Raw genomic sequence first — 12,156 nt, 5'->3', positions numbered from 1 at the left:
ATGAATATAATCAAAGACTTGTCTTCTCATACCCCAATGATGCAGCAATATTTGGGTTTAAAAAGTCAGCACCCCGACATCCTGCTGTTTTACCGTATGGGCGACTTTTACGAGTTATTTTACGACGATGCCAAACGGGCCTCTGCCTTGCTGGATATCTCGCTGACCAAACGCGGCCAAAGCGCCGGCACACCTATACCGATGGCCGGCGTACCCTACCATGCCGTAGAGGGCTATTTAGCCCGGCTGGTGCAACTGGGTGAGTCTGCCGCAATTTGCGAACAAATTGGCGACCCGGCCACCAGCAAGGGCCCGGTCGAACGCAAGGTGGTACGTATTGTTACCCCCGGCACTGTTACCGATGAAGCCTTGTTAAATGAGCGCCAGGACAATTTGCTCTGCGCCATCAGTGTGCTGCGCGGCCAGTATGGTTTGGCGCAGCTGGATCTTAGCAGCGGCCGTTTTTTGCTGAATCAGGTTGATAATGTCGACGACTTAGCCGCGCTGCTGCAGCGGCTGAACCCGGCAGAATTACTCTACCCGGAAGATTTTGCCGACAGCTATTTAGTGGAAAAGCGCAAAGGCGCACGCCGCCGCCCGGTGTGGGAGTTTGAGCTGGCTACCGCTAAGCGTTTGTTATGTCGGCAATTCGGTACTAAAGACTTACTCAGTTTTGGCGTTGACGATGCGCCGGTAGCGTTAATGGCGGCCGGTTGTGTGATGCAGTATGTTAAAGACACCCAGCGCACTGCCCTGCCGCATATCCGCGCCGTGGCACTGGAGCGCTCGCAGGACAATATCGTACTGGACGCAGCAACACGGCGTAACCTGGAGCTGACGCAAAACCTGGCCGGTAACTATGAGCATACCCTGGCCGCGGTGCTCGATCGCAGCCAAACCGCCATGGGCTCGCGCTTATTAAAACGCTGGATCCATGCACCGCTGCGCGATCAAAACCAGATCAATGCCAGGCTGGATGCGGTAACAGAGCTGGCCACAGAATATGAACAACTGCAGCCGCTGTTAAAACACATCGGCGATATAGAGCGGGTAATAGCGCGGCTGGCGCTGCGCAGTGCCAGGCCACGTGATTTTGCCCGGCTGCGTCAGGCCCTGCAGCAGTTGCCACTGTTAGCGCCGCAACTGGCACCGTTTAACAGCGCCTTGCTAAAGCAAATCGGCCAGGCCGCCCAACCGCTGCCACAGCTATGCCAGTTGCTGGAGCAAGCCATCGTAGAAGCGCCGCCGGTATTAATTCGTGATGGCGGCGTTATTGCGCCGGGCTACAACACAGAGCTGGATCACTGGCGTGCGCTGGCAACCGGTGCCACCGATTATTTAGAACAGTTAGAACTGCGCGAACGCGAGCGCACCGGCATCGCCTCGCTTAAAGTGGGCTTTAACCGTATTCATGGCTATTACATTGAAACCGGCCGCAGTGCCGATACCAAAGTACCGCCGGAGTATGTACGACGCCAGACGCTGAAAAACAACGAGCGTTATATTATTCCGGAGTTAAAGGAATACGAAGACAAGGTACTGGGCAGCCAAAGCAAAGCCTTAGCGCTGGAAAAACAGCTGTACGAGCAATTATTTGAGCTGACCGCGCCCTTCCTGGCACCACTGCAGCAACTGTCGCTGGTACTGGCCGAACTGGATGTGCTGTGCACCTTTAGCGAACGCGCCGACAGCCTGAACTACTGCCGGCCACAGCTGAGCAGCCAAACCGGCATAGTGCTGGAGCAAGCGCGCCACCCGGTGGTAGAGCAGGTATTAACCGAGCCGTTTATTGCCAACCCGCTGACATTAAACAGCCAGCGCCGCATGCTGATGATTACCGGGCCGAATATGGGCGGTAAATCGACCTATATGCGCCAAACTGCACTGATCACTCTAATGGCCTGTATCGGCTGTTTTGTGCCGGCGGCAAAAGCGCAAATAGGCCCGATAGACCGCATTTTTACCCGTATCGGCGCCTCAGATGATCTGGCCTCCGGCCGCTCTACTTTTATGGTAGAAATGACCGAAACCGCCACTATTTTGCACCATGCCACTGAGCATAGCTTAGTGCTGATGGACGAAATAGGCCGCGGTACCAGCACCTATGACGGCTTAAGCCTGGCGTGGGCCTGTGCCGACTATTTGGCCGGAAAAATTAAGGCCTTAACCCTGTTTGCTACCCATTACTTTGAGCTGACCGAGCTGGCGGAGCAGCTGCCAGGCTTAGCCAATGTGCACCTGGATGCGGTAGAGCATGGTGATGATATAGTGTTTATGCACCACGTGCAGGACGGCGCCGCCAGCAAAAGTTTCGGCTTGCAGGTAGCCCAGCTGGCAGGTGTGCCTAAAGCGGTAATTCAGCGCGCACGGCATAAATTAACCGAACTGGAGCAGCACAGCAGTACAGCGCCGCTGAAAGCTGCAGCAACCATACAACCACAACTGAGTTTGTTGCACGAAGAACACCCGGTGGTGGATCAGCTGCGTACGATTAACCCGGATGATTTAACCGCCCGCCAGGCACTGGAGTTGTTATATCAGCTAAAGCAACAGCTATAACTCCGATGGGCACTCTAACCAGAATCGGCTTGTTCTAAGCTGACCGTTGCAGGCCAGGATGGCCGAATCGAGCCTACAGGGATGTATTTACGGCGTGTCAGCGTGGACAAACCGGTTCGGGCCGCAACACTAATCTGCATCCCTTTCACTGTAATTACTTGACAAAAAATGTATACATTTTAAATTAGGTATACTTTTTTAGTTTGAGTTAGTTTATGTGGATTAAAGATCTCAGCCTGTCGGCGGTCGTCGCCGGTTTTGTCGCCGTGCTGGTAGGCTTTGCCAGTTCAGTGGCGATTGTATTGCAAGCGGCAGCGGCGGCTGGCGCCACTCAGGACATCATGGCGTCCTGGTTGCTGGCACTGGGTATCGGTATGGCCGCTACCTGTATTGGTCTGTCCTGGTATTACAAGGCACCGGTTATTACCGCCTGGTCTACCCCTGGCGCTGCGCTGCTGGCCACCAGCCTGCAGGGATTAACCATTAACGAGGCCGTGGGCGTGTTTATTTTTACGGCCGCACTGGGCGTTGTTATTGGTATCAGCGGCTGGTTTGATAAATTAACACGGCTTATTCCGCTGCCGCTGGCCAGCGCCATGTTAGCCGGCATTTTACTGCAATTTGGTTTAAGTATTTTTACCTCACTACAAAGCCAGTTATTGTTAGTTGGCCTGATGTGCATCAGCTACTTGCTGGCCAAACGCTTTATGCCGCGCTATGCCATTTTATGGGTATTACTCAGCGGCTTAGTCACCGTAGTGCTGCAAGGCCAGTTTGACTACGCCGCTGTTACGTTAAGCCTGACCACGCCGGTTTGGGTAACACCGCATTGGTCACTCAGCGCCCTGCTCGGTGTTGGCCTGCCGCTGCTGCTGGTTACCATGGCATCACAAAATATCCCGGGCGTCGCGGTTATCCGCACCAGTGGTTACCAAACACCGGTGTCGCCATTGATCAGCAGCACCGCCTTATCTACTCTGTTGTTAGCGCCCTGGGGCGCATTCTCGATTAACCTTGCTGCCATTACCGCGGCCATTTGCACCGGCGCTGAAGCGCACCCGGATAAAGATAAGCGCTATATTGCCGGCATTGCCGCCGGCGTGTTTTACCTGCTGGCAGGCCTTGCCGGTGCCACCGTTGTAGCCTTATTTGCCGCTTTTCCCAAAGAGATGATTGCCGCGCTGGCCGGGCTGGCACTGCTGGGCACCATAGGGGCGAATCTGGCAGTAGCTACCGCTGAGGGCGAACATCGGGAAGCTGCGGTCGTGACCTTACTGGTTACCGCGTCGGGTATCAGCTTTTTTGGTATCGCCGCGGCATTTTGGGGCATTATTGCCGGCGGCTTAACCTTACTACTGGTTAACGGCCTGCGCCGGAGCCGCTGATGCTAAAAAAACAGCAACTGTATCAACAACTAAAACAGGATATTCAGCTGCAGCATTGGGCTCCGGGCCAAGTGTTGACGCAACAGCAACTGGCGCAGCACTATGCTGTCAGCCGCATCGTGGTGCGCGATGCGCAGCACGCACTGATGAGCGAAGGCTGGTTAGCAGCACATGGTAAAGCCGGTATGCAGGTACCGGGCTTTAGCGCCACTGAAGCAGAAGAGCTGTGCATGTTGCGTTTACAGCTGGAACCGCTGGCGTTAACCCTGGCTGCGGCCAACCTCAGCTTCAGCCAATTGGGCCAGGCTGAAGACTTGCTGGCCTATATCGCGGCTAATACACAGTTGGCACCGTATCAGCGCGGCGAGTTGAACTGGCAGTTTCACCGCATCTTGTATCAAAGCTGCGCCAAACCGCACTTGTTGCGCTTACTGGATCAGTTACACCAGCAGGTATCGCGCTATCTGGGCTACCAGGAACAAGCACTGGCCTATGCCGATACCAGTGCGGCGGAACATGCCGAACTGCTTAGTTTATTACGCAGTGGCAATACTTATCTGGCCAGCGAGCTACTGACGCGGCATATTGCTGCTGCCGGTAATTTGCTGGTGCAGTGGCTGCAAAAACAACAAGGCGCCTGAGAGCGCCTTGTTTGTAGTAAGCAGAGCTTAATCCTGGAACAGGGTTTCGATATTCAAACCCTGATGGGTAACAATTTCCCGTAAGCGTCGCAGCGCTTCTACCTGAATTTGCCGCACCCGTTCGCGGGTTAAACCAATTTCATGGCCGACATCTTCTAATGTTGACGGTTCATATCCCAGCAAACCAAACCGCCGCGCCAATACCTCGCGCTGTTTTGGGTTCAGCTCATTAAGCCATACCACCAAATGCTGACGAATATCTTCGTCCTGCAGTTCGGTTTCCGGCCCCAGCTCTTTTTCGTCGGCAATAACATCCAGCAACTGTTTTTCCGACGCACCAGCCACCGGTGTATCTACTGAGGTTATTTTCTCATTTAACTTCAGCATTTTACGCACTTCTTCTACCGGCCTGTCCAGCGCGCTGGCAATTTCTTCCGGTGTCGGTTCGTGGTCCAGCTTTTGTGATAACTCACGCGCGGCGCGCAAGTAAATATTCAGTTCTTTAACCACATGAATGGGTAAACGAATAGTGCGGGTTTGGTTCATGATGGCCCGTTCTATGGTTTGACGGATCCACCAGGTAGCATAGGTTGAGAAACGGAAACCGCGCTCGGGGTCAAATTTCTCTACCGCACGGATAAGACCAAGGTTGCCCTCTTCTATCAGGTCGAGCAGCGCCAAACCGCGGTTAATATAGCGTCTGGCAATTTTTACCACTAAACGTAAGTTACTTTCGATCATGCGTTTGCGCGCGGCTTGATCACCTTTTAACGCCAGCCTGGAAAAATACACTTCTTCTTCTGCCGACAGTAAAGGAGAAAAACCTATTTCGCCCAGATAAATTTGCGTGGCATCCATAGTTTTCTGGCTGTCATCGCGGGCAAACACGTCATCACTACTGCTTTCTTCTGTAACGAGTGCGGCGGCATCCGGCTCCGCGTCGTCATCGAGCATCGCATCTTCGTTCAGCTCGTCGTCTTTAAACTCTAAAACTTCATCATCACTACTTTTTTGTCCCATATCCTTTCTCCCACGTCTACAGGGTCAGGGGCCAGCTAAGGCGTATCGCATCCATTCCTGATATTACTTATGTTGTCGATCTTATTATTTTGGTAAGTATTTCAGTGGGTCGACCGAACTGCCGCGAAACCGGATCTCAAAATGCAAACGTGGATCTGTTGCATCGGTACTACCCAACTCGGCAACTTGCTGTCCTGCAGTTACCATTTGTTTCTCTGCTACCAGTAACTTACGGTTATGTGCGTAAGCACTTAAGTAATCATCATTGTGTTTAATAATAATTAAATTGCCGTAGCCCCTTAACGCGTTACCGGCGTACACCACCTGACCACTGGCAGCAGCATTAACTCTGTCGCCTTCCCGCCCGGCTACGTCTATACCCTTATTACCTTGTTGCTGATGGGAGAAGCCGGAAATTATTTTACCTTTAACCGGCCACTGCCATTGCACCAAGTCCCTATTTAGGGTAGAGTGCGCGGTTTTGTTATTTTTTGCAGGCGTGGTTTGAACATAACCCTTTTGATTTTTTGGTGCAACAGGTTTAGCCGGTTTTACCGAACTATTTGATTTTGCTTGGCTTGAATTGTTCTTATTTGTATTTTGTTTTGCCACTACTGCCGGTTTTGCCGGCTTGCGCGCTACCGGTTTCGCCTTACCAGAGAAGCGAATGACCTGGCCGGGGTAAATAGTATAAGGATTGGCAATGCCATTAATACCGGCCAGCTCGCGCACATCTTTACCGGCCCGGAACGCAATAGAATACAGGGTATCGCCGCGCTGCACTGTATAGCTGCTGCTGTTTAAGGTGCCGCGGTTACGCTGCTGGTAAAAGTTCTCCCGCAGTTCCAGCGTAGTAACCGGTGCCGGACCGGAGCCGGAAGAGCAGCCTGCCACCGCAAGAAACAACAGCAACAGCGCCGCCTTGCCGGCCAATTTGGCGCGGCGACGTAATATCAGCTGCAGATTGCGGTGGTAAGAACAACGAATACCCGACTCCTTTTTAGTCTGCTGTCTGCTTGCGGCCATCCACAGCCGGGTTAAGCCACTTTTCCAAATTCAGTAGCAACACCATAATAATGACACCGGCGGCGGCGCTAAGCAGTGCCGCTGTGATATCTGCCTGGCCGGCTTTGGCGGCATACTGCCACGGCAAATAAAGCTGCTGCTCCAGTTGCCATGGCCAGATGCGATACAGTGCGCCTATCACGATGCCAATCAGCAGCGCCAGACTGGCGTCGTGATAATGTTGCAGCAGCCAGTTAAGCACACGGGAAAAGCCCAGTAAACCTATAATGCAACCCAACATAAATAATGCCAACACGCCCAGCTGCAACTCGGTAACCGCCAACAATACCGGCGCGTACATACCCGACATCAGTAAAATAAAACTGCCGGAAATACCGGGCAGGATCATGGCGCAAATAGCCACAGCCCCGGCGATAAAGAACATCCAACTGGCCGGCTGCAGCTCTCTTGGTGTTAACATACCAACCATTACCGCAAACACTATGCCGCACAAACAAAGTAGCAACCGCACGGTGTTCCAGCGCAGGCTACGGCACAGGTGCGGTAACGCAGTAAGAATAAGCGCGGTAAATAAAGCCCACAGCGGAATAGGCCGGTGTTGCAGTAAATAGCTGATCACTCCGGCCAGCGAGAAAATACTCAGTAAGATGCCGCTGAATAAACACAGCAGGAAAGTGCCGTCGATATGTTGCCACAGCGCCTTAAAACGGCCCCGACGCAATAAGCCTAAGGCCTGCAGGTTGCAACTACTGATCGCAGCCAGTAAGCGCTCATAAATACCCAAAATAAAGGCCAGAGTACCGCCGGATACACCGGGTACCACATCGGCCGCGCCCATAGCCAGGCCTTTTATCATCCATTGTATATACTGCATGCGCTATCCTTAAATCAGGCTAATTCGCCGGGAACCAGCGGCACAAAACGCACCGCTTCAATATCTTTGCTGCTGATTTCGTCACCGTTGCGTTGATACACCCGCAGCACCTGGTCATGCAAACCCACGGGGATCACTAAACGGCCACCATCAGTCAGTTGCTGCAGCAGTGCCACCGGCACTTCCGTTGGCGCCGCGGTAACTATAATGCTGTCAAACGGTGCTTTGCTGGGCCAACCCTGCCAGCCGTCGCCGTGTTTCATCGAAACATTGTGTAAGTCTAATTGCTGCAAGCGGCGCTTAGCCTGAAACTGCAACGCTTTAATGCGCTCAACACTGCAGACATGGCAAAACAGCCGCGCCAAAATCGCAGTTTGATAGCCGGAGCCGGTGCCGATTTCCAATACCTTACCCGGCGCTTTGTCTTGTAACAGCAACTCTGTCATGCGGGCAACAATATAAGGTTGCGAAATCGTCTGGCCCTGACCAATCGGCAAAGCAGTATTCTCGTAGGCTTTGTGTGCCAGCACCGCCTCAACAAACACATGGCGTGGTGTATGGGCTATAGCGGCTAATACCTGTGCATTAGTAATGCCGTCGCTTTGAAGTTTTTGCGCCAGTACCGCGGCGCTGCGTGATGTCGCGACTGCCATATTACAACCTGATCCCCTCTAACCATTGTTTTAATCTGTCCATGCTTTTATAAGCAGACATATCAATTTGCAGCGGCGTTATCGATGCATAGCCATTGGCTATAGCGTGAAAATCTGTGCCTTCGCCGGCATCCAGCTCCGGCCCCAACGAGCCGTACCAGTATATAGTCCGCCCCCAGGGATCGGTGGCACTGGTCATGGTTTCGGCTTTATGCCGCCGGCCAAGCCGTGTCACCTGAATACCTTTTAACTGTTCAATACTGACCGCCGGTACATTGATATTTAAAATTTGGTCGGCCGGCAGCGGGTGCGATTTCAATTGTTTAATCACCTGGGCTGTAACAAAGGCCGCCGTGGCAAAATGCTCTTCATCCCGTCCGGCCAGGCTGACGGCAATGGCCGGCAAGCCTAAATGGCGGCCTTCGGTGGCAGCAGCAACGGTACCGGAATACAATACATCGTCACCTAAGTTAGCACCATGGTTAATACCGGCCACTACTAAATCGGGGGTGAAATCCAATAACTGACTGATCGCCAGATGCACGCAATCGGTTGGCGTGCCGTTAACCGAATAAAAGCCATTTTCCATATGCTGCACCCGCAGCGGGTTAATCAGGGTTAACGAATTGCTGGCACCACTGCAGTTGCGATCCGGCCCTACTGTAGTGACATCCGCAAACTGGCTCAATGCCTGTTGCAACACCTGCATGCCTTTGGCGTGCACACCATCATCATTGCTTAGTAAAATCCGCATCTGTTACTCCATTTCTGTCGTCTTGCGGCCACAATCGCGGTACTGCAGTAATTCACGCAGTACGCTGGTGGCAAAACAGCCGGCCGGCAAGGCAAAGCTTATAACAATATCATTGCCATCCTGTTGCAGTTGTAACTGTTGCGGCACCAGCCGCATGGCGCGCCGCTCGGCTTTAAGCCGGTAATCCTGTAAGCCCTGCAGCAATAGCGGATAAGCGGCTAGCGCTGCCTGTTCTTGCTCTGCCGCCGGCCCGCTTACCATCGGCTCGCCAATGCCGGGCAAAGCTGCCGTAAGGTGAACATCGTGCTCTGCCAGGCGTTGCTGCAAGGTGGCATCTGCTTGCGGCGCGCGAAATACCGACCCGCTGCCATCCAGTTGCAATACGTCGCCATCGAGCACGGTATTAAACCGCCCGGCGCCGATTCTGGCGCTGAGCTGGCAGTTAAATAAAAACGAACGCGCCGCCGACAGCGCCAAACCGCGTAACTTGCGATCGGTAATGCTGTGGCCGTTAAACAATTGCTCTGCCAGAGCTAAATTGCCGCCGTTAATGCCAAAGCGTTGTTCACCGTAGTAATTAGGCACGCCACAGTGCAGCTGCTCTGCGCGCTGCAGCAGTTCTGCACAGTCTGATACCTGGCGTAAGCGAATGTTAAAGCAGTTGGCTTTAAGTGCGCCTAAACGCAGCTTACGATAATGCCGCAGCATCTGCAGTATCGTGCAGCCCTCAAGCTGCCAGCTTTGCCAGTCCAGCTCCTGTTTTATCGGCCATTTAAAACAAAACCACTGCCGCGTTACGGCATGGCGGTCCTTCAGCCCGGCGTAACTGATGTCCCGTGCACGCAAGCCGGTTAGTTCTGCCAATTGTTTTGCCACATATTGGGTGTTTTGGCCGGTCTTTTCGATATACAGCAGAATATGCTCACCGGCACCGCTCGGGCTGAAATTAAGCTGCTCTTCAACAATAAAATCGTCTGCCTGCTGGCGCAAAAGCCCTGTTGCTGCCGGTTCGCCATACAGATATTGCAACGGTTGCATGGCCGTCATACACCAACCAGCAGCACCACGGCTTCTGCTGCTATACCTTCTTTGCGCCCGACAAAGCCCAGCTTTTCTGTGGTGGTAGCTTTCACATTTACCTGCGACAGCTCACAGGCCAAATCAGCGGCAATACAACGGCGCATAGCGGCAATATGCGGTGCCATTTTCGGTGCCTGCGCCATCACAGTGATATCCAGATTGCCGATTTTATACCCGGCAGCAGATACCTCAGCAAACACCTTACGCAATAAAATCCGACTGTCGATACCTTTAAAAGCGGCGTCGGTGTCGGGGAAATGATGGCCTATATCGCCCAGCGCTAACGCACCTAACAGGGCGTCGGATAAAGCATGCAGCACCACATCGCCGTCGGAGTGCGCAACAAGGCCCTGTGCATAATCAATTTTTACGCCACCCAGGGTTACCGGGCCTGCACCGCCAAAAGCGTGCACATCAAAACCATGGCCAATACGCATGTTCATTAAACAATTTGCTCCAGATAAAACGCCGCCAGAGCTAAATCTGCCGGCTGGGTAATTTTGATATTGTCGCTGTGCCCTTCCACCAGCAGCACATTGTGGCCGGCCCATTCCATCGCCGATGCCTCATCGGTAACATGCACACCGGCCGTAATAGCATCTTTAAGTGCTGCGCGTAGCAAGGCGGTGGGGAAAAATTGCGGGGTCAGAGCGTGCCATAAATGCTCACGGCTAACAGTTTCGCTTACCTGCAGTTCGCCACGTTTCATGGTGTCACGCACGCGGCAGGCTAAAATACCGCCCTGCTCTACCGCCAGACAGCGCTGGATCAAGTGTTCTATATCGCTGCTGCGCACCAGCGGTCTGGCGGCATCATGCACCAGCACCCACGGATACTGATGCTCATCGATAAACTGCAGCGCATTAAGCACTGAATGCATGCGCTCTGCACCGCCTTTTACGCGAATAATATTGCTGTGTGCCAACGCCGTGTCGGCAAAATAAGGATCATCGGCGGCCAAGGCTAACCAGATTTGACTAACCGCAGGCACGGCCTGCAATCTGGCGACACTGTGTTCTAAAATGGTTTTGCCATGCAATTGCAGGTATTGTTTCGGCACATCAGAGCGCATCCGTTTGCCGATACCGGCCGCCGGCATTACCGCCGCGATAGCGACAGAGGTGTGTTCAGTCATTGGTTTGGCCTGTCGCAGCATGTTGACTAAACAGGCGGAAAAACACCTCGTCTTGTTTAATCAGCCCCAGTTCGTTGCGGGCCCGCTCTTCAATAGCTTCAATACCTTGTTGTAAATCTTTCACATCAGCTCTTAATAAGCGGTTGCGCTTTTCCAGCTCGAGGTTACTGGCCGCCTGTATATTCAGTTCTTCTTGCTGGCGAAAATAATCAGCAATGCTGTGCTCGCCAAACCATAAACGGTATTGCAGCAAGCCGAGCACTACGACCAGCAGTACAGTAAGTATTCGCATAACGCAGCTTCGTTAAATACAATGCGGTTATTATGAAGCCTGAAAGGCTGATTGCAAAGCAGGAATAACGGCATCAGGGCAATAAGGCCGGTAAAGGTTTAGCAAAATTCTGCCAATTCAGCCGGCTGGCCAACAACAGCTCACGCAGACTAAGCAGCCGTGGCGGTGTTCTGTTGCCATTTAACCACTGATGGCCGCAACAGGCGGCGGTAAGGATGGCTTTGGCCGGTTTGAGCAAAAATTTGTCGCTGTTTTGCTGTGCTAACGGCGTACCGGCAAATGCAAACCAGCCATGTTCATTACAATGCAAGCGCATGCCGGTAACATCTACCTCGTCGACACTGTCGAGCACAATTTGCTCATGGCTCAGCAGCGTAATATATACCGGCACAATCAGGCCCGGTTTGGCATGCTTGCGATAAAACGCTTCTATCGGATCGGCTTGTTGCTTGCGAGCCGGGCAAACCGCAGCCTGCTGGTGATACCAGGACGCATTCAGGCTGTCCAGTTGCAGCTCGCTGCGCTGCTGCAAAATATTTGCCGCCGCACGGCGGATATAAAACGGTAAACTGGCCAGGCGATTTGGCAGGCGTAACAGTTGCTCGGTGCTTAACCGCGACAGACGCAGCAGCTCACGCTCATACAAAGCATTACACAGCTCGGTATAAGTTTGATTCTCTCCGGACACTTGCCAGAAATGGGGTTGGTTACGGCTTGCATCAATCATGGCCAGATGT

The 12,156-nt window shown here is 53.0% G+C and carries 13 protein-coding genes; 3 read left to right on the top strand and 10 right to left on the bottom strand.

All coding sequences use genetic code 11. The annotated features are described in order from the left end of the window. The 3 genes from mutS (at position 1) to Q8O77_RS09770 (ending at position 4,585) form a co-directional block, all read left to right on the top strand. Entirely contained in the window at positions 1–2,559 is a 2,559-nt protein-coding gene (gene mutS, locus Q8O77_RS09780; protein ID WP_305552681.1) for a DNA mismatch repair protein MutS, read from the top strand. 215 nt (positions 2,560–2,774) lie between these two features. Continuing rightward, positions 2,775–3,944: a benzoate/H(+) symporter BenE family transporter gene (locus Q8O77_RS09775; protein ID WP_305552680.1), complete on the top strand. Its 1,170-nt coding sequence runs from the start codon at positions 2,775–2,777 to the stop codon at positions 3,942–3,944. Next, positions 3,944–4,585 (top strand): GntR family transcriptional regulator, encoded by a 642-nt coding sequence (locus Q8O77_RS09770; protein WP_305552679.1) that lies wholly within the window; start codon positions 3,944–3,946, stop codon positions 4,583–4,585. The genes Q8O77_RS09775 and Q8O77_RS09770 overlap by 1 nt, the downstream gene beginning before the upstream one ends. Positions 4,586–4,612: 27 nt before the next feature. Here Q8O77_RS09770 and rpoS read toward each other — a convergent pair whose 3' ends face one another. The 10 genes from rpoS to Q8O77_RS09720 all read right to left on the bottom strand — a co-directional run bounded on the left by rpoS (position 4,613) and on the right by Q8O77_RS09720 (position 12,146). Further along, positions 4,613–5,605 (bottom strand): RNA polymerase sigma factor RpoS, encoded by a 993-nt coding sequence (gene rpoS / locus Q8O77_RS09765; protein ID WP_305552678.1) that lies wholly within the window; start codon positions 5,603–5,605, stop codon positions 4,613–4,615. 84 nt (positions 5,606–5,689) lie between these two features. Beyond that, entirely contained in the window at positions 5,690–6,631 is a 942-nt protein-coding gene (locus tag Q8O77_RS09760) for a peptidoglycan DD-metalloendopeptidase family protein (RefSeq protein ID WP_305552677.1), read from the bottom strand. Further along, on the bottom strand, positions 6,606–7,505 hold the full coding sequence (locus tag Q8O77_RS09755) for a DUF368 domain-containing protein (RefSeq protein ID WP_305552676.1): 900 nt from the start codon (positions 7,503–7,505) through the stop codon (positions 6,606–6,608). Before Q8O77_RS09755 ends, Q8O77_RS09760 begins: the two co-directional genes overlap by 26 nt. Before the next feature lie 14 nt (positions 7,506–7,519). Continuing rightward, positions 7,520–8,158 (bottom strand): protein-L-isoaspartate(D-aspartate) O-methyltransferase, encoded by a 639-nt coding sequence (locus Q8O77_RS09750; RefSeq protein WP_305552675.1) that lies wholly within the window; start codon positions 8,156–8,158, stop codon positions 7,520–7,522. Between the two features lies 1 nt (position 8,159). Continuing rightward, the gene (surE, locus tag Q8O77_RS09745; RefSeq protein WP_305552674.1) at positions 8,160–8,912 is read right to left on the bottom strand and encodes a 5'/3'-nucleotidase SurE; all 753 of its coding nucleotides are present in this window, start codon (positions 8,910–8,912) and stop codon (positions 8,160–8,162) included. 3 nt (positions 8,913–8,915) lie between these two features. Next, positions 8,916–9,959: a tRNA pseudouridine(13) synthase TruD gene (gene truD / locus Q8O77_RS09740; RefSeq protein WP_305552673.1), complete on the bottom strand. Its 1,044-nt coding sequence runs from the start codon at positions 9,957–9,959 to the stop codon at positions 8,916–8,918. Further along, positions 9,956–10,435: a 2-C-methyl-D-erythritol 2,4-cyclodiphosphate synthase gene (ispF, locus tag Q8O77_RS09735; protein WP_371133461.1), complete on the bottom strand. Its 480-nt coding sequence runs from the start codon at positions 10,433–10,435 to the stop codon at positions 9,956–9,958. Before ispF ends, truD begins: the two co-directional genes overlap by 4 nt. Further along, complete coding sequence (gene ispD / locus Q8O77_RS09730; protein WP_305552672.1) at positions 10,435–11,127, bottom strand: 2-C-methyl-D-erythritol 4-phosphate cytidylyltransferase; 693 nt, start codon at positions 11,125–11,127, stop codon at positions 10,435–10,437. The genes ispF and ispD overlap by 1 nt, the downstream gene beginning before the upstream one ends. After that, positions 11,120–11,419, bottom strand: coding sequence for a cell division protein FtsB (gene ftsB, locus Q8O77_RS09725; protein WP_305552671.1), 300 nt, complete (start codon positions 11,417–11,419; stop codon positions 11,120–11,122). Before ftsB ends, ispD begins: the two co-directional genes overlap by 8 nt. Before the next feature lie 73 nt (positions 11,420–11,492). Next, positions 11,493–12,146 (bottom strand): hypothetical protein, encoded by a 654-nt coding sequence (locus tag Q8O77_RS09720; protein ID WP_305552670.1) that lies wholly within the window; start codon positions 12,144–12,146, stop codon positions 11,493–11,495. Between the last annotated feature and the right edge of the window lie 10 nt (positions 12,147–12,156).

This window comes from Rheinheimera sp. (assembly GCF_030690345.1).
Taxonomy (GTDB): Bacteria; Pseudomonadota; Gammaproteobacteria; order Enterobacterales; family Alteromonadaceae; genus Alishewanella.
The sequence above is the reverse complement of the archived record's forward strand: the minus strand, read 5'-3'. Positions and strand labels throughout refer to the sequence as shown.

Excerpts from the sequence above, each read along its gene's own strand:
- mutS (WP_305552681.1), top strand. The coding sequence starts at position 1 with ATGAATATAATCAAAGACTTGTCTTCTCATACCCCAATGATGCAGCAA.
- Q8O77_RS09775 (WP_305552680.1), top strand. The coding sequence starts at position 2,775 with ATGTGGATTAAAGATCTCAGCCTGTCGGCGGTCGTCGCCGGTTTTGTC.
- Q8O77_RS09770 (WP_305552679.1), top strand. The coding sequence starts at position 3,944 with ATGCTAAAAAAACAGCAACTGTATCAACAACTAAAACAGGATATTCAG.
- rpoS (WP_305552678.1), bottom strand. The coding sequence starts at position 5,605 with ATGGGACAAAAAAGTAGTGATGATGAAGTTTTAGAGTTTAAAGACGAC.
- Q8O77_RS09760 (WP_305552677.1), bottom strand. The coding sequence starts at position 6,631 with ATGGCCGCAAGCAGACAGCAGACTAAAAAGGAGTCGGGTATTCGTTGT.
- Q8O77_RS09755 (WP_305552676.1), bottom strand. The coding sequence starts at position 7,505 with ATGCAGTATATACAATGGATGATAAAAGGCCTGGCTATGGGCGCGGCC.
- Q8O77_RS09750 (WP_305552675.1), bottom strand. The coding sequence starts at position 8,158 with ATGGCAGTCGCGACATCACGCAGCGCCGCGGTACTGGCGCAAAAACTT.
- surE (WP_305552674.1), bottom strand. The coding sequence starts at position 8,912 with ATGCGGATTTTACTAAGCAATGATGATGGTGTGCACGCCAAAGGCATG.
- truD (WP_305552673.1), bottom strand. The coding sequence starts at position 9,959 with ATGACGGCCATGCAACCGTTGCAATATCTGTATGGCGAACCGGCAGCA.
- ispF (WP_371133461.1), bottom strand. The coding sequence starts at position 10,435 with ATGAACATGCGTATTGGCCATGGTTTTGATGTGCACGCTTTTGGCGGT.
- ispD (WP_305552672.1), bottom strand. The coding sequence starts at position 11,127 with ATGACTGAACACACCTCTGTCGCTATCGCGGCGGTAATGCCGGCGGCC.
- ftsB (WP_305552671.1), bottom strand. The coding sequence starts at position 11,419 with ATGCGAATACTTACTGTACTGCTGGTCGTAGTGCTCGGCTTGCTGCAA.
- Q8O77_RS09720 (WP_305552670.1), bottom strand. The coding sequence starts at position 12,146 with ATGATTGATGCAAGCCGTAACCAACCCCATTTCTGGCAAGTGTCCGGA.